Genomic DNA, 15,572 nt, shown 5'->3' with positions numbered 1-15,572 from the left:
GGATGGCACCGTGCGCATCGTCGAGATTGCTGGCCTCGATCGGCAGGCTTGTGGTGGAACGCATCTCGCTTCGACTGGCCAGGCGCGCCCTGCGCGTATCGTCAAGATAGACAACAAGGGACGCCAGAACCGACGCATCAAGGTGGCCGTGTGACCCCACCGAGGCCGAAGCGGCTCCTGGCCTTACGGCTTGTGTGGACAGGGTCATTCACGTGCCGACACGGCATCACGGCTTCGGCGTCGCCACCGTCATCGGCAACTCAGGCAAGCTCTCGGCGGCGTGGGCCAGAAGCGCCAATAGCTGACCTTGAGCGTCCGCCGGGAAGCGACATCAGAGGGCGATCAGTATCCCCGATTGCAGTACCTCCAGGGCCGCAGTCGCCGCGAGTGTGGTTTCAGCGCTGACCCATTATCTCTGCTGCGACCAGCGCTCCGATCGCGGGGAGGAAGCCGTCATCCTCGGCGACAGCCTCGCCCTGGGTGAAGACGGTGAGGAGGAACTCATGTCCTCCAGGCAGGATCGCACGGAGCGTGTCATGCCGGCGGAATGAGGCGCGGTCGTCGCCGAGCCAGCGCGTGCGCCCGGCCTTCGACCAGATCCGGGTACCATCGGGCAATGCATCGCCGAGATAGCCGAGAAGCTGATAGGCGCCGCGACCACGGTCGGGATCGTTGGCGTCGCGGGCGAGATGGTCGCGGATTGCAGCCTGGCGCGCCGGCGGCAGCAGGGCGGAATTACTGAAGATCTCGTGCATCAGCCGCGCCATGGCGATGGGCGTCAGGCAGTTATGCCCGGCTGCCGAACGGTCGAGCGCGATCTTCTCCCGGCCGTAGCGCAGATCGTCCATCAGCTTCTGGTTGAGATTGATGCCGGCGAGTTCCGGCCAGCCCAGCGCAGCGAAGATCCGGTTGATCTCCTCGCGGCGTTCGCACCAGATGGTCATCTCTGCGTCGCCGAGCAGCGTGTCGCCGGTCGTGCCCGTGAGCAGGTCGATGATGTAGTTCGTCGCGGAATTCGACGACCACAGGATCATGTCGCGCATGGCCCGGTCGAGCTCGCCATGGGCTGAGAGCCGGCCGTCCTCCAGCCGCAGTTGCGCGGCGACGAGGTGGAACACCTTCACCAGCGAACAGGGATAGGCGCGCCAGTCCGGCCGGAGAGCGGCACCCTCGGGCTTGCCGCCGCGTTCCGGCGCAGGCCGGGTCAGGACATAGGCAAACTGCGCGAAGGGTACGTTGCGCGCGGCATAGATCGGCGCCGCATGGGCCTCGATCAAGGCGCCGATTCGCTTCAGGTCGGCAGTGTCGGTGAAGAAGCTCATGGTCGTCTCGCGAGGCAGGTCGGTCGGGGAGATGGAGTCAGCCCTTGGGGCGCAAGGCCGTGTCGAGGCCTTCGCCGATCAGGGCGAAGGTGACGCCGGTGTAGATGATGGCGAGGCCGGGAGCGGTCGCGATCCACCAGGCGTCGAACATGAACTGCCGCCCGTCGGCGATCATCAGCCCCCATTCCGGTGTCGGCGGCTGGATGCCGAGGCCGAGAAAGGAGAGCGAGGTCACGGCCAGGATCGTCAAAACGACATCGGCCATGGCGTAGACGATCGCCGGCGTCACCGCATTGGGCAGGATATGCGCAGCGATGATGCGGGTATCGCTGGAGCCGAAACTGCGCGCCGCCTGCACATATTCGAGCTCGCGCAGCACCAGCACCTCGCCCCGGGTGATGCGGGCGAAGGAGATCCAGTTCACCAGCAGAAAGGCGAGATAGAGATTGGCCTCGCCCGGCCCGAGCACGCCGACGATCGCGATCACCAGCACATGGAAGGGAAAGGCCCAGAAAATGTCGGTGATCCGCATGATCACGGTGTCGACCCGTCCGCCGATGAAGCCCGCCAGCGCGCCGATCGCGATGCCCAGAAGCGCCGGCGCCATGACGCATATGAGCGCGACCCGTAGATCGACCAGGCCGCCGGCCATCACCCGCGATGCGACGTCGCGGCCAAGATCGTCGGTCCCGAGCCAGTGTGTGGCGGAAGGCGGCTGCAGGGTGTTGCCGTAATCGACCAGGAAGGGATCGTGCGGCGTCCAGACCTGTCCGAGCCCGACGAGCAAGGCGAGCAGCAGGAGCATGACGAGGCCGACGAGGAGCGTCGAATCGAGGCGGCGCTTGCTCATCGGGTCAATCCAGCCTGATGCGCGGATCGGCCAGCGCATAGGCGATGTCCGTCGCGAGATTGATCAGGACGACCAGCACGGCGAAGACGATCGTCAGGCCTTGGATCATCGGGTAGTCGCGGGCGAAGATCGACTCGACGAAGAGCGAGCCGAGGCCGGGCAGGGCGAACACCGTCTCGATCACCACCGTCCCGCCGATCACCCAGCTGGTATGGGCGCCGAGCACCGAGATCGAGCTGATCAGCGCGTTCGGCAGCACATGGACGCGCATGGTACGCGCGGTCGCATTGCCCTTGGCACGGGCGGTGGTGACATAGTCCGAGCCGAGCACGTTGAGGATGCCGCTGCGCAGGCTGCGAATGGTCAGCGAGGCCGTCGCCAGCGCGATCACGAAGGCCGGCAGCGTCAGGTGATGCAGGCGCGAGAACAGGCCGGTGCCGTAGCCGGAGGTGGGAAACAACGGCACCCAGATGGCGAGGATGACGACCAGCACGAGCCCGAGCCAGAAGGAGGGGATCGCGAGCAGCACCGTGAATACGAGCTTGACCAGGATATCCGGCGCCCGGTCTCGCCGGACCGCCGACCACAGCGCCAGCGGAATGGTCAGCGCGACCGCGATCACGGTCGAATAGGCGACGAGCCAGAGTGTCGCCGGCAGACGCTCAAACACGAGCGAGATGACCGGCTGACCATAGACGACCGAGCGGCCGAGGCTGCCGGACAGGATGTCGCCGAGGAAGAGCAGGTATTGCCGCCACAGCGGCAGGTCGAGCCCGAGCCGCTGCTTCATCGCCGCGATCTCGTCCGCCCCGCCGCGCGCGCCCAGCAACAGCGTCGCCGGGTCTCCCGGCAACGCCCGGAGCAGGAAAAAGCAGGCGAGCGTAATGCCGAACAGCACCGGGACGAGCTGGACGAGCCGCTTGAGAATGTAGGTCAACATGGCAGCGGGCCGGGCGGCCGGGAGCCGCCCCTTCCTCACTTCAGCTTGACGTCTTCGAGGCGGAAATTGCCGGTCGGCAACACCTCGAAGCCGCTGACATTGCTGCGATACGCATATGGCGTGCCGGGGTAGAACAGGAAGATCGAGGGCGCCCCGTCATGGGAGAGCTTGACCATCTCCCTGAACATCGCGCCGCGCTCCGGCCCGTCTCGGGTGGCGCGCTCCTTCTCGTAGAGTTCGTTGACGCGCTCGTTCCTCCACTCGGTGTGGTAGGCGTTGGCGCGCTCCGGATTGACGATCAGGAAGCCCGCCATCTGGTCGGGGTCGATCGTGTCGCTGGAGGCATAGGAGACGGCCATCTCGTAGTCGCCGGCCTTGGTGGTCGACCAGTGCGTGCCGCCCTCGACGAGGCGGATCTCGGCGGTGACGCCGATCTGCGCGAGCGCGCTTTGCAGCGCCTGGCCGACCTGGCGGTGCAGCGGCCGGCCCGAATGCACCAGCAGCGACGTCTTGAAACCGTCGGCATAGCCGGCTTCCTTGAGCTGGGCCTTGGCCTTGGCGATGTCATGCGCATAGGGTTTCAGATCGGGATCGGCATAAGCCATCAGTGGCATCGGCGAGTTCGCCACCTTGCCGGCGCCGTAGAGCAGTGCCTTGACCAAGCCTTCCTTGTCGATGGCGTAGTTCAGCGCCTGGCGGACGCGGACATCGTCGAAGGGCTTCTTCTTGGTGTTCAGCAGCACGAAATCGCTGCGCAGCACGTTGGCGACCGCGGTCTTGATGGTGCCGGCGCGGCCCAGGCTCTGCATCTGGTTGAGCGGGATCTCAAGCGCGGCGTCGATCTCGCCGGCCTGCAGCTTCAGCACGCGGCTGTTGCCCTCAGGCAGGACGAGAATCTCGGCGCCGTCGAGGCTCGGCTTGCCGACCTGCCAGTAATGCGCGTTCTTCTTGAGGGAAAGCGCCTGCCCCTTGTTCCAGGCCGCCACGGTGAAGGGCCCGGAGCCGATCGGCTTCTCGAAGAACTTGTCGGGCGCCGCCTCGAAGGCCTTCTGCGGCAGGATGGCCGAGGAAAACAGGGCGAGGTTGTTGAGCAGTGGCGTGAACACGGTCTTGAGCTTGAGCACGACGGTGCGGTCGTCCGGCGTCTCGATCGCATCGATCCCAGCGAAGAAGCGCTTCCAGCTCGACGCATCGCTGCCGGCACGCTTCAGCGAGAAGGCGACGTCGGCAGCGGTGACGGGCGTTCCGTCCGAGAACTTCGCCGCCCTGAGCTTGAAGCTGTAGGTCAGGCCGTCATCGCTCACCGTCCAGCTCTCGGCGAGGCCAGGCTCCAGCTTGCTGGCATCCGGGCTTGGGCGCAGCAGGGTGTCATAGATCAGCAGTTGGGCATGGATCGACGGGTTGTCGCTGGTCGCGATCGGATCGAGCGAGACGAGATCCTGCGTCTGCGCCAGCTTGAGAACGCCCTGCGCGAAGGCGGATGAGGGCGCGACGGTCAGCGCCGGGCCGAGAACGGAAAGCGCGAGCGCGGCAGCCGACACCATGGAGCGGAATGTAGTCATGGATATCCCCTGATCTTGGCCGCTCTGCCTCGGCGGCGGCGGCTTGCAACCTTCCATGGCCATGCCTAGTCTCGCAAATGAAACATTCGGCAAGATTATCAACCAAATGGAATAGCGTGGATGAGACTGGGCGCGCTTCAGGTGATCGACGCCTTCGTCCGCCTCGGCGGCACCGGTGAAGCGGCGCAAGGGCTCGGCGTCAGCCAGTCGGCCGTGATCAAGTCGCTGCGCCTGGCGGAAAAGGAACTCGATCTCAGCCTCGTCGCGATCGTCCAGGGGCGCCTGACCCCGACGCCCGAGGCGCTGGAGCTGAACCGGCTGGCGCGGCCGGCCTTCGGCGCCCTGCGCCGAGCCCATCATGAAGCCGACATGATCCGCGTCGGCATGGCCGATCGGCTGCGGATAGCGACCGTCCCCGGGCTGGCGCACAGCATCCTGCCACCGGCGATCGCGGGGGCGCGTCGCGATCTGGACGATCGGGCCGCCGTCGAGGTGATGTTCGACCATGTCCGCGACTATCTCAGCGCCAATGAGGTCGATCTTGCGATTTCCTACGGCCCGATGGCGACGGAAGGGCTGCGGGATATCGCGCTGCGCTGCAGCCCGCTCGTCTGCGTGCTCCACGAGGCTCATCCGCGCGCCGCCTGCGACCGGCTGGCGCGCGACGCCCTCGAAGGCGAGCGCCTGATCAGCTACGGGCCGGACGGCATCAGCCTGGCCGACAGCTTTCAAGACGCATTGGGGCGGATCGGCCTGTCCGACCGGATCGCGATCACCGTCCGCCATACGGACAGTGCCTGTCATCTGGCGCGCGAGGGTGTCGGCATCGCCGTCGTCGATGGCTTCGTCATCAGCAGCGGCCTGACGCAGGGTCTGGCGGTGCGCCCGCTCGATCAGAGCCCCCTGGTCACCGCTTTCGCGCATCATCGCGACGGCGCGCCGCTCGACCATGCCGCACGCATCCTGCTGGAGCATCTCGTCGGGACGGATGCATGAAATCGTTGGCGCCATCCCACGCGAAGGTCCTTCGCGCCGTCGACCGTTGCGGCACCACCGTCGAGGCCGCGCGGCAGCTTCACCTGACGCAATCGGCCGTCAGCAAGATCATCGCCCGCAGTGAGGCAGTTCTCGGCGTCCAGGTCTTCGATCGCAGTGACGGCCGCCTAGTCCTGCGCGCCGAGGCCCAGGGCCTGATGTCGGCGCTGGGGCATGTCGAGGATGCCTGGCATGCCTTGCGTGGAGCGGTCGGCGACGTGCGGTCCGGGCGCGCCCTGCCGCTGCGGATCGCATCGACGCCCAGCATCGGACAGGGGCTGATCGCGCAGGCGATCCGGCGGCTGGTGACCGACTATCCCGAGGCGCGCATCGAGCTGATCATGGGCGACGCGCCGACTGAACTGTCGAAGGGGGCGGCCGATCTCGGTGTCATGTTCTCGCCCCGCGTCACCGACGACATCGCCCTGACACCCTTCGCACAGGCCTCGATCATCGCCCTTGTCCGCGAAGACGATCCACTGGCGCGCCGTGGCCGGGTCAGCCTGCCCGAGCTCAGGGACCGGCGGCTGATCTGCTTCGACCGCGAGAAATCGCCACTGGGTTGGCTGATCGCGCGGGCCCACGAGCAGGCCGGCATCGACTATGCGCCGTTCATGACCGTGCCCTACAGCATTTCCGCCGCCCATCTGCTGGCGCGCCAGGGGGACGTGATCCTGATCGACAGCCTGCTGACCCAGGCTCAGCGCTTCGACGGGCTGGTGAGGCTGGATGTGACGCCGGAATTGCCGATCACAATATGCCTGATGACCGTTCGTAGCCGGCCTTTGAGCCGCCTCGCAGCATGCTTCGTCGAGATTCTGTTGGGCAGCGGGTAATCGGCTTGGATGTCGCCGCCACCACGGTAGGCTACCGCGAGGGCGCTTGGCGCCACTTGCCGACGTTGGCGCTTCGTCGAAAGCCGGACATTATTCGGCTACCCCTCAGCGCCCACGACGCCCGTCGACGGGAGTAGGAAGCCGCGACCGCGATCGGCGCCCGAGCAGCGCTACCGTCCCCGGCGAACTGGCGATCACGTGAGCGGAACATTTTAGAACGATAATGAACTGGTCGCTCTTTCGGTTGTTCTATTTTTCAAAGCGGCGTGCGGGACCAGCCTTGGCCGCGGTTTCCCAAAATGGGAGACCGATATGCCAACTCCCGGAGAACTGGACGTGAACGGGCGCGACCTGATGGTTGTCGCCGGCGCTTGTGCAGCATTCCCGCCAGGGCGACAGGCACGCGAGCGCAGCCCGTGCCGAGCGGAAAGCCCGTGGCGGAGATGACACGGCTTCAGGTAGGTTATGCAAATATTTGACCATCCGAAACGTTTCGGATTAGCTTCTGCTCGTGTCGCTCTCACAGATCGCAACCTCCCTGGGTCTCTCCGTAACGACCGTCTCGCGGGCGCTGGGCGGCTATAGCGACGTCGCTGAGACGACTCGCAAGCGGGTAATTGGAGAGGCCGAGCGGATCGGGTATCGCCCCAACGCAGTAGCGCGCCGCCTGCGCGGCGGCCGGAGTGATGCCGTCGGCATCGTCCTGCCCACCGGCCCCGGCCAGTTGGGCGAGCCCTTCTTTCTAAGGTTGATCGCCGCGATCGGTCCCCGCCTGGCGGAAGCCGGGCTCGATCTCATCGTTTCCAGCGCGCGCAGCGGATCGGAAGAGCTGGCGTTGTACCGGCAGTTCGTCGAGAACCGGCGCGTCGATGCGATGATCGTGGCGCGGACCCGCCTCGACGACGATCGTATCGCCTATCTCAGGCACGCGCGCCTGCCCTTCGTCACTCATGGGCGCACGCGCGCCGGCGGGCACGCCAGCGTCGACATCGACGGCACGCGCGCCTTCCGCGAAGCGACGCAGCGTCTCGTTGGGTTCGGCCATTGTCGCATCGGTTTCATCGGTGCCCCGCTCGATTACAGCTTCGGCTTCTTCCGGGAGGCCGGCTGGCGTGCTGCGCTTGCGGAGGCAGGCTTGCCGCACGGCCCCACGCGCTTCGCCGAGCCCAACGAGGAAAACGGCCACCGTCTGGCTCACGAGTTGCTTGCCGGGCCGGAGCGGCCGACCGCGTTGCTCTGCGCTACAGATCGCCTTGCGATCGGAGCCTTGCATGCGCTCGGTGATGCAGGTCTTCGCCCCGGCTACGATGTCTCCGTGATCGGCTACGACAATTCGCCGGTGTCCAATTACGCGGCGACACCGCTGACCAGCTACGACCCCGATATCGAAGGCGCAGCCGGGCGCATGCTCGACATGCTGCTGGCCCAGCTCGCCGGCCAGGAGGGCGCCGGGATGAATGAGTTGCGGGGCGCGACGCTTGTTCCGCGCCGGTCCGACGGACCCGTTCCAAACCCAAGCGGCCAAACGAAGAGTCGCACTATCTCCAGGGAGGAGAAATCCGATGACGAAAGGCTTCACGACACGGCTTAGGCGTTCCGCCGCCGTTGCTGCCCTGACGCTTGCCTGGCTCGCGACGCCCGCAGCCGCGGAGGTCGTGTTCCTGTCCACGCAATTGCGCCCGATCGAGTCGGCGCAGAAGCTACGTTCGGATATTCTCAAGGACTTCCCCGGCGGTGTCGAGTTCGTCACCGAGCAGCCGCCGCAGCTTGGCGTCCATATCCGCGCGGAGCAGCAGGGCGGCAAGCCGGTCTCCAGCCTGATCGGCGCGCTCCACGGCGAGTTGCAGCCGCTGGCGGCGGATTCGCTCGTTCCGCTCGACGACGTCTTGGAGAAGCTCAAGGACCGCGGCTTGAACGCCGGCATGGTGGAAGCCGGCAAGCTCGGCACGGCCAAGCAGATGTTCATCCCCTGGATGCAGGCGACCTACATCATGGTCGCCAACAAGCAGGCGCTGCCCTTCTTGCCCGAAGGCGCGGACATCAATGCGCTGACCTATGATCAGCTGGCGCAGTGGGGCGCGAATATCCAGGCCAAGACCGGCAAGCGCATGCTGGGCTTCCCGGCGGGACCGACCGGGCTGATGCACCGCTTCTTCGAGGGCTATCTTTACCCGTCCTACACTGGCGGTGTGGTGACGACCTTCAAGTCGCCTGAGGCCGTGGCGATGTGGACGAAATTCCGCGAGCTCTGGAAGACCGTCAATCCGAACTCGACCAATTACGGCTTCATGCAGGAGCCTTTGATCTCCGGCGATGTCTGGATCGCCTTCGACCATGTCGCCAGGCTGATCGACGCGCTCTCGCGCAAGCCGGAGGATTTCGTGGCCTTCCCGGCTCCCTCTGGGCCGAAGGGGCTGGGCTATATGCCGGTGGTCGCCGGCCTCGCCATCGCCAAGGGTGCGCCGCAGGCCGAGCAGGCCAAGCAACTGATCGAATACCTCACGAGACCCGACGTCCAGGTGAAGACGGCGAAGGCGGTCGCGTTCTTCCCGGTCGCCAAGGTCGACCTACCGACCGATATCGATCCGGGGCTCAAGCTCGAGATCGACGCCGTGCAGAAGATGACGAGCGCCAAGAACGCGCTTGTTAGCCTGCTGCCCGTCGGGCTCGACCAGCGCGGCGGCGAGTTCGACAAGGTCTATCTCGATACCTTCCAGCGCATCGTGCTGCGCGGTGAGGACCCGAAGGCCGCGCTCGAACGGCAGGGCGAGGCGCTGAAGCGCATCATCGCCGAGACGAAGGCACCTTGCTGGCTGCCGGACAGGCCTAGCGACGATCCTTGCCCGATCCAGTGAAGCGAGGCGAGCGATGCGCGAGTCCAGGGCCCTGCCTTATCTGCTGATCGCGCCCTCCGTGATCTTCCTGGTGGGGCTGTTTCTGATCCCGTTGGCGCAAACCGCCGTTCTCGCCTTCCAGGAGAATGGCGGCTGGGGGCTCGGCAATGTCAGGCGCATGGCCGACGACCTCAATTTCCATGATGCGCTGGCGAACACGTTCAAGGTGGTTCTCCTAGCCGTGCCGCTGCAATTGGCGCTAGCGCTCGGCATGACCATGATGTTGCGCAAGGTCCAGCGCGGCCGCGACCTCCTCGTCTGGGTCTGGTCGATCCCGCTCGGCATTTCCGATCTCGCGGCCGGTCTCGTCTGGTTGGCCATCCTGACCGATCAGGGCTGGCTGAACTCGGTGCTATTCCAGATCGGGCTGATTTCGCAGCCCCGGGCCTGGCTGACCTATGAAACCCCGGCCGCTTTGCTGGCGGCCATCGTCGTGGCGGAGATCTGGCGGGCGACGGCGATCGTCTTCGTGATCCTGCTCGCCGGCGTCCAGCTCCTGCCCAAGGAATACGAGGAGGCGGCCGAGGTCTTCGGCGCCACGCCCTGGCAGCGCTTCACGCGCATCACGGTGCCTCTGCTCAAGCCCTCGATCCAGACGGCGCTGATCCTGCGCACTGTGCTGGCCTTCGAGATGTTCGCCATGGCCCTGGCACTCGGCGGCCGGAACTTCCCGGTTCTCGTCAGCGAAGCCTTCAATGCGCAGTATTTCAGCCAGGATTACGGGGTCGCTGCCGCCTATGCCGTGCTCGTCATGGTGATCTCGGTCGCGGCGACGCTGCTCTATCTCGTCGCCCTGCGCACGCCGGCGGAGCAGCGCTCATGACCAGCACCATCGGCTCGAACCGCGCGCTGTTCTGGACCGGCGTTGCTGTGCTCTGCGTCTGGACGCTGCTGCCGATCTACCTGCTGGCGTTGGGGGCGCTGGGCGGCCGCGATATCGTCGCGCAATGGCCCAAGCCCTTCGCGCCGTTCGGTGCGACTTTCGAGGCCCTGAAGACGTTCTTGGCGATCGAGGGCGTCTGGCGCGCAGCCTGGGTCAGCATCCAGGCCGCTGCGATGACCATGGTGATGGCACTCGCGCTCGGCGTGCCCGCCGGCTATGCGCTCGCCCGCTTCCGCTTCAGGGGGGCGGGCGCCTATCGCGTGCTGATCCTGATGACGCGGGCCTTCCCCGTCGCGATCCTGGCCCTGCCGCTCACCGTCTCCTTCATTCGGCTCGGAGTCTACGACACGCCTTTCGGCGTTGCGTTGGTCCATGCGGTGCTGGCGACGCCCTTCGCGACGCTGGTTTGCGCCAGCCTTTTCATGGGCATCCCAAAGGAGCTGGAGGAGGCCGCCTGGGTCTTCGGCTGCTCCCGCTTCACCGGTTTCCTGCGCGTGGTGCTGCCGCTGGCGCTGCCGGGGATCGCAGCGGCATCAATCTTCGCCTTCGTGCTCTCCTGGAACGAGGTCTTCGCGGCATCAGTACTGACGGTCAGGCAGCGTACGCTGACCGCCTATCTGCTCTCGGTTCTCTCGGAATCGCCGCTGCATCTGCAATTCGCGGGCGGCCTCGTGCTGATCGTGCCGTCCGTCCTCTTCATCTTCCTCGTCCGGCGTCGCCTTTTCGCGATGTGGGGCATCGGCAACCGGTAAGGCCCTATGGCGAGCATCACGATCGAAGGCGTGGCGAAGCGATTTGGCGACGTGAGGGCGCTCGCCGAGCTCGACCTGACCGTCGCCGACGGCGAATTCCTGGCGCTACTCGGTCCGTCCGGCTGCGGCAAGACCACGCTGCTGCGCATCATCGCCGGGCTGGAATCGCAGACGAGCGGGCGCGTCCTGATCGGCGCGCGCGACGTCTCGGCGCTGCCGCCGCGCAAGCGCGGGCTTGCCATGGTCTTCCAGAACTATGCGGTCTTCCCGCATCTGACCGTCTACGAGAACGTCGCTTTCGGCCTGCGCATGGCCAAGGCCGACAAGGCGCGCATTGCCGCGCAGGTCGAGAAGGCGGCGATGCTGCTGCATATCGAAGCGCTGCTGAAGCGCCACCCGGCGCAGCTCTCCGGCGGCCAGCGCCAGCGCGTCGCGGTGGCGCGTGCGCTCGCGGTCGAGCCTGCGGTACTGCTGATGGACGAGCCGCTCTCCAATCTCGATGCGCTGCTGCGGCTCGAGATGCGGGCCGAGCTCAAGGCCGTGCTCGCCGGAGCCGGAACGACCACGATCTACGTCACCCATGACCAAACCGAGGCGATGGGCCTCGCCGACCGCATCGCCGTGATGCATGCCGGCCGGATCGAGCAGATCGGCACGCCTTCCGACATCTATGACCGGCCGGCGACCCGCTTCGTCGGCGGCTTCGTCGGCAGCCCCCCGATGAATTTCCTCGAATTGCCCGTACGCGATGGCAAGGTCGATCTCGGCGGCTTCGCCCTGCCTTCGCCGCCGGGCGCCGGACAGAAGGTTTTGCTCGGGCTGCGCGGCGAGGATGTCGCGCTTTCCGGTCCCGGAGAGGACGGCTTCACCTTTACCCTCAAGGTCGCCGAGCTACTCGGTCCGCAGATTCTGCTCACCGGCACGGCCGCAGGCGGCCAGCCCTTGCGCATCGTCCTGGCCGCCGCAGGGCCGCTACCCTCCCTGACACCCGGCAGCGACATCTCGCTGAAGCCCGATCCGGCACGATTGCGCTGGATGAACGAGGCAGGACAAGCGCTGGAGACCCGCTCATGAGCCGCATCGAGGCCGCCCGTGCCATCCTCGCCGCCAATGACCGCGGCGGCTACACCGTGCCGACAGACCGGCTCTATCCCTTCCAGTGGAACTGGGATTCGGCCTTCGTCGCGATGGGCTGGGTGACCTTCGATGCCGAGCGCGCCTGGCGCGAAATCGAGCGGCTGCTGGAAGGACAATGGCCGGACGGGCTCGTCCCGCAGATCGTCTTCCACGCGCCGTCCGACGACTATTTTCCCGGCCCCGATGTCTGGGGAGTCACGCACAAGCCGCCGACCTCCGGCATTCCCCAGCCGCCGGTCCTGGCCACGGCCGTGCGTTTCGTCCTGGAGCGGCACGGCGCGGCCGGAAACGAGCGCGCCCGCACGATCTATCCCAAGCTGGTCCTCAACCATCTCTGGTGGCAGCGAGCCCGCGATCCCGAGGCGACCGGCCTCGTCGCGACCTTGCATCCCTGGGAAACGGGCATGGACAACAGCCCGGCCTGGGACGCCGCGCTGGAACGGGTGCCGACCGAGACCAAGACGGAGATCCGGCGTCGCGACACCGGCCATATCGATCCGGCCTTTCGCCCGCGCGGCATCGAGTATCAGCGCTTTATCCATCTGGTCGATCTCTTCCGTGAGACGGCATGGAACGCCCGGCGCATGCTCGAAACCTCGCCCTTCAAGGTCGCGGATGTCGGTACCAACGCCATCCTGCTGCGGGCCGAGCGCGATCTGCTGGCTTTGGCCGAGCAGTTCGGAAGCGCGGCCGAGCGCGAGGCGATCGCGGCGCGGATCGCCCGCAAGGAGATCGTTCTGGCAGGGCTGTGGGACGATACGCTCGGCCACTACCTGTCGCGCGACCTGATCGGCGGCAACCTCATCCCCGTGCGGACCTCGGCCGGCTTCCTGCCGGTCTTTGCCGGGCTGCATGGGCACGCCCGGGAGCTCGCCGAGCGGCTCGAATCCTGGCGCGCCCGCGGCATCGCGCTCGTGCCCTCGACCGATCCCGATGCGGCTACGTTCGAGCCGCAGCGCTACTGGCGCGGACCGGTCTGGGCGGTCGTCAACTGGATGATCGCGCAGGGCTTGCGCGAGGCCGGCGAGGGCGCGACGGCCGCCTCGGTTGCCGGGGAGACGCGCCGGCTGATCGGAGAAGCCGGCTTCAGCGAATACTTCAACCCGATCGATCGCGCTGGCATCGGTGGCGAGACCTTCTCCTGGACCGCTGCGATCGACCTGCTGCTTGGCGAGGACGAAGGCCGATGAATGCCAGCATGGCAGGCGGCATCGATTGCGACCTGCACCCAGCGGTGCCGGGGATCGCCGCACTTGTCCCCTATCTCGACGCGCAATGGGCCGATGCCGTGGCGCAACGCGGCGTCCATGATCTGGAGCCGACGAGCTATCCGCTCCGCGCGCCGCTGACATCGCGGCCGGACTGGCGCATTGCAGGGGCCAAGCCCGGTTCCAGCCCTGAGCAGCTCTGCTCGCAGGCCCTCGACGGCTTCGGCAGCCGCGCCGGCATCCTGAACTGCCTCTATGCGGTGACGACCCTGTTCAGCGAGGACATGGCAGCAGCTTTCGCCCGCGCCCTCAACGACTGGCTGGCGGCGGAATGGCTGGACAAGGACGCGCGTCTGCGGGCCTCGATCGTGGTGCCGATCCAGAGCCCGGAACTCGCCGCTGCCGAGATCGAGCGCCGCGCTGCCGACCGGCGGTTCGTCCAGGTCTTGTTGCCTTGCCTTGCCGACCAACCGCTCGGCCGGCGCAGCCTCTGGCCGATCTACGAGGCCGCCGCGCGACATGGCTTGCCGGTCGGCATCCATGCCGGCTCGACCTACCGTCACCCCGTCACGCCGGTGGGCTGGCCCTCCTACTTCACCGAGGATTATGTCAACCAGGCGCAGGGCTTCCAGACCCAATTGACCAGCCTTGTCTGCGAGGGCGTGTTCTCGAAATTCCCGACACTCAAGGTCGTGCTGATCGAGTCCGGCTTCACCTGGCTGCCGGCCTATCTCTGGCGCCTGCACAAGTACTGGCGCGGCCTGCGCATGGAGATTCCCTGGGTAGATCGTCCGCCGCCGGAGATCATCCGAGAGCAGGTGCGCTTCACCTTGCAGCCCGTTGATGCGCCGGTGGATGGCGACGCTCTCTTGCGCATCCTCGACCAGGCGGGATCGGACGAACTCCTGCTGTTCTCGACCGACTACCCGCATTGGCAGTTCGACGGGCAGGACGCGCTGCCGCCGCTTTTGCCCTATAGCCTCAAGACCAAGATCCTGATCGACAATCCGCTCGCGACCTATCCCCGCTTGAAGGAGGATTTCGCATGAACGTGGAGTTGCCTACCCGGCCGAAGTCGGATTCGAGCATCGTCAGGCCTATCATCGCCGATTGCGACATCCATCCCTGCCTGGCCAATCCCGCCGACATCCTGCCCTATCTGCCGAAGCGCTGGCAGGAGCACGCGATGACCTATGGCATGCTGCCGCGACACGGCTACCAGAGCGGCCCGGCCTATCCGAAGGGCCAGCCGGACGCCGCCCGTCTCGATTCCTGGCCTCCGTCCGGCCGGCCTGGTTCCGATCTCTCCTTTATGCAGGCGCAGCATCTCGACGCCAACAAGGTCGAGCTCGGTATCATGACGGTGATTGCGCCTGCTGCCGGCGCGGCCCAGAACCTCGACTATTCCGCCGCGCTCGCCCGCGCCTTGAACGAATGGCAGGTGGCCGAATGGACGAGCAAGGATGCGAGGTTGAAGGCCTCGATCGTCGTTCCCTATGAGGATGGAGCCGCTGCCGCCGCCGAGATCGATCACTGGGCCGGCCACGAGGCCTTCGTCCAGGTGCTTTTGCTCAGTCGAACCGCCGAGCCGCTAGGCCAGCGCCGCTACTGGCCGATTTACGAAGCCGCTCAACGCGCGAAACTGCCGATCGGCGTGCATGCGTTCGGCTATGGCGGCTATCCCGTCACCGCCGGCGGCTGGCCCTCCTACTACATCGAGGAGATGGTCGGGCATTCGCAGTGCTGCCAGGCCTTGCTGACCTCGATGGTGATCGAGGGCGTGTTCGAGCGCTATCCCGGCACGCGGATGGTGCTGATCGAGGCAGGCCTCGCCTGGTTGCCGTCGCTCAGCTGGCGGCTTGACAAGCATTGGTCCCGCCTGCGCAGCGAGACCCCGCATCTCAGGCGCGCACCGAGCGAATACATCCGCGGTCATGTCTGGCTGACGACGCAGCCGATGGAAGAGCCAGAAAAGCGCAAGCACTTCCACGATATCGTCGAATGGATCGGCATCGACCGGCTACTCTTCGCCACCGATTACCCGCATTGGGATTTCGACGATCCGCTCTGGGCGGTGCCGGTCAAGCTCGACGACGCGGCCCGCCGGGCGCTCTTCCTCGACAATGCCAAGGCGCTGTACGGGCGGAGCTGAA

Annotated in this window: 14 protein-coding genes and 1 pseudogene; 11 read left to right on the top strand and 4 right to left on the bottom strand. The window is 66.3% G+C overall.

The window, feature by feature from the left end; translation table 11 throughout:
- Positions 1-154, top strand: a pseudogene (locus JHD80_RS17035) (alanyl-tRNA editing protein); the annotation flags it as partial.
- A gap of 241 nt (positions 155-395) precedes the next feature.
- Here the strand turns inward: JHD80_RS17035 and JHD80_RS17030 are convergent.
- The 4 genes from JHD80_RS17030 to JHD80_RS17015 are packed head-to-tail and all read right to left on the bottom strand — an operon-like array spanning position 396 to position 4,674.
- On the bottom strand, positions 396-1,322 hold the full coding sequence (locus JHD80_RS17030; protein WP_199089658.1) for a serine hydrolase: 927 nt from the start codon (positions 1,320-1,322) through the stop codon (positions 396-398).
- A 37-nt stretch (positions 1,323-1,359) separates the two neighbouring features.
- Positions 1,360-2,172, bottom strand: coding sequence for an ABC transporter permease (locus tag JHD80_RS17025; protein ID WP_199089657.1), 813 nt, complete (start codon positions 2,170-2,172; stop codon positions 1,360-1,362).
- A 4-nt stretch (positions 2,173-2,176) separates the two neighbouring features.
- Complete coding sequence (locus tag JHD80_RS17020) at positions 2,177-3,112, bottom strand: ABC transporter permease (protein WP_199089656.1); 936 nt, start codon at positions 3,110-3,112, stop codon at positions 2,177-2,179.
- Positions 3,113-3,147: 35 nt separating this feature from the next.
- Positions 3,148-4,674, bottom strand: a complete 1,527-nt coding sequence (locus JHD80_RS17015; RefSeq protein ID WP_248311609.1) for an ABC transporter substrate-binding protein — start codon at positions 4,672-4,674, stop codon at positions 3,148-3,150.
- 120 nt (positions 4,675-4,794) lie between these two features.
- On the opposite strand from JHD80_RS17015, the gene JHD80_RS17010 reads away from it, so the two are divergent.
- The 10 genes from JHD80_RS17010 to JHD80_RS16965 all read left to right on the top strand — a co-directional run bounded on the left by JHD80_RS17010 (position 4,795) and on the right by JHD80_RS16965 (position 15,571).
- The gene (locus tag JHD80_RS17010; protein ID WP_199089655.1) at positions 4,795-5,670 is read left to right on the top strand and encodes a LysR family transcriptional regulator; all 876 of its coding nucleotides are present in this window, start codon (positions 4,795-4,797) and stop codon (positions 5,668-5,670) included.
- Positions 5,667-6,545 (top strand): LysR family transcriptional regulator, encoded by an 879-nt coding sequence (locus JHD80_RS17005; protein ID WP_199089654.1) that lies wholly within the window; start codon positions 5,667-5,669, stop codon positions 6,543-6,545. The genes JHD80_RS17010 and JHD80_RS17005 overlap by 4 nt, the downstream gene beginning before the upstream one ends.
- 511 nt (positions 6,546-7,056) lie before the next feature.
- Positions 7,057-8,136: a substrate-binding domain-containing protein gene (locus tag JHD80_RS17000; protein ID WP_199089653.1), complete on the top strand. Its 1,080-nt coding sequence runs from the start codon at positions 7,057-7,059 to the stop codon at positions 8,134-8,136.
- Positions 8,108-9,400, top strand: coding sequence for an ABC transporter substrate-binding protein (locus JHD80_RS16995; RefSeq protein ID WP_199089651.1), 1,293 nt, complete (start codon positions 8,108-8,110; stop codon positions 9,398-9,400). The genes JHD80_RS17000 and JHD80_RS16995 overlap by 29 nt, the downstream gene beginning before the upstream one ends.
- Positions 9,401-9,413: 13 nt before the next feature.
- On the top strand, positions 9,414-10,262 hold the full coding sequence (locus tag JHD80_RS16990; RefSeq protein ID WP_199089649.1) for a carbohydrate ABC transporter permease: 849 nt from the start codon (positions 9,414-9,416) through the stop codon (positions 10,260-10,262).
- Positions 10,259-11,074, top strand: coding sequence for a carbohydrate ABC transporter permease (locus JHD80_RS16985; protein ID WP_199089647.1), 816 nt, complete (start codon positions 10,259-10,261; stop codon positions 11,072-11,074). The genes JHD80_RS16990 and JHD80_RS16985 overlap by 4 nt, the downstream gene beginning before the upstream one ends.
- A 6-nt stretch (positions 11,075-11,080) precedes the next feature.
- Positions 11,081-12,148, top strand: coding sequence for an ABC transporter ATP-binding protein (locus JHD80_RS16980; RefSeq protein WP_199089645.1), 1,068 nt, complete (start codon positions 11,081-11,083; stop codon positions 12,146-12,148).
- On the top strand, positions 12,145-13,401 hold the full coding sequence (locus JHD80_RS16975) for an MGH1-like glycoside hydrolase domain-containing protein (RefSeq protein ID WP_199089643.1): 1,257 nt from the start codon (positions 12,145-12,147) through the stop codon (positions 13,399-13,401). Before JHD80_RS16980 ends, JHD80_RS16975 begins: the two co-directional genes overlap by 4 nt.
- Positions 13,398-14,468, top strand: coding sequence for an amidohydrolase family protein (locus JHD80_RS16970; protein ID WP_199089641.1), 1,071 nt, complete (start codon positions 13,398-13,400; stop codon positions 14,466-14,468). Before JHD80_RS16975 ends, JHD80_RS16970 begins: the two co-directional genes overlap by 4 nt.
- Positions 14,465-15,571 carry an amidohydrolase family protein gene (locus JHD80_RS16965; RefSeq protein WP_199089639.1) on the top strand — a complete coding sequence of 369 codons (1,107 nt, stop codon included), beginning with the start codon at positions 14,465-14,467 and terminating at the stop codon, positions 15,569-15,571. The genes JHD80_RS16970 and JHD80_RS16965 overlap by 4 nt, the downstream gene beginning before the upstream one ends.
- The last annotated feature ends 1 nt before the right edge of the window (position 15,572 follow it).

Origin of the sequence: Allobosea sp. ASV33, from assembly GCF_016428755.1 — a bacterium.
GTDB lineage: Bacteria > Pseudomonadota > Alphaproteobacteria > Rhizobiales > Beijerinckiaceae > Allobosea.
The sequence above is the reverse complement of the archived record's forward strand: the minus strand, read 5'-3'. Positions and strand labels throughout refer to the sequence as shown.

Excerpts from the sequence above, each read along its gene's own strand:
- JHD80_RS17030 (WP_199089658.1), bottom strand. The coding sequence starts at position 1,322 with ATGAGCTTCTTCACCGACACTGCCGACCTGAAGCGAATCGGCGCCTTG.
- JHD80_RS17025 (WP_199089657.1), bottom strand. The coding sequence starts at position 2,172 with ATGAGCAAGCGCCGCCTCGATTCGACGCTCCTCGTCGGCCTCGTCATG.
- JHD80_RS17020 (WP_199089656.1), bottom strand. The coding sequence starts at position 3,112 with ATGTTGACCTACATTCTCAAGCGGCTCGTCCAGCTCGTCCCGGTGCTG.
- JHD80_RS17015 (WP_248311609.1), bottom strand. The coding sequence starts at position 4,674 with ATGACTACATTCCGCTCCATGGTGTCGGCTGCCGCGCTCGCGCTTTCC.
- JHD80_RS17010 (WP_199089655.1), top strand. The coding sequence starts at position 4,795 with ATGAGACTGGGCGCGCTTCAGGTGATCGACGCCTTCGTCCGCCTCGGC.
- JHD80_RS17005 (WP_199089654.1), top strand. The coding sequence starts at position 5,667 with ATGAAATCGTTGGCGCCATCCCACGCGAAGGTCCTTCGCGCCGTCGAC.
- JHD80_RS16995 (WP_199089651.1), top strand. The coding sequence starts at position 8,108 with ATGACGAAAGGCTTCACGACACGGCTTAGGCGTTCCGCCGCCGTTGCT.
- JHD80_RS16990 (WP_199089649.1), top strand. The coding sequence starts at position 9,414 with ATGCGCGAGTCCAGGGCCCTGCCTTATCTGCTGATCGCGCCCTCCGTG.
- JHD80_RS16985 (WP_199089647.1), top strand. The coding sequence starts at position 10,259 with ATGACCAGCACCATCGGCTCGAACCGCGCGCTGTTCTGGACCGGCGTT.
- JHD80_RS16980 (WP_199089645.1), top strand. The coding sequence starts at position 11,081 with ATGGCGAGCATCACGATCGAAGGCGTGGCGAAGCGATTTGGCGACGTG.
- JHD80_RS16975 (WP_199089643.1), top strand. The coding sequence starts at position 12,145 with ATGAGCCGCATCGAGGCCGCCCGTGCCATCCTCGCCGCCAATGACCGC.
- JHD80_RS16970 (WP_199089641.1), top strand. The coding sequence starts at position 13,398 with ATGAATGCCAGCATGGCAGGCGGCATCGATTGCGACCTGCACCCAGCG.
- JHD80_RS16965 (WP_199089639.1), top strand. The coding sequence starts at position 14,465 with ATGAACGTGGAGTTGCCTACCCGGCCGAAGTCGGATTCGAGCATCGTC.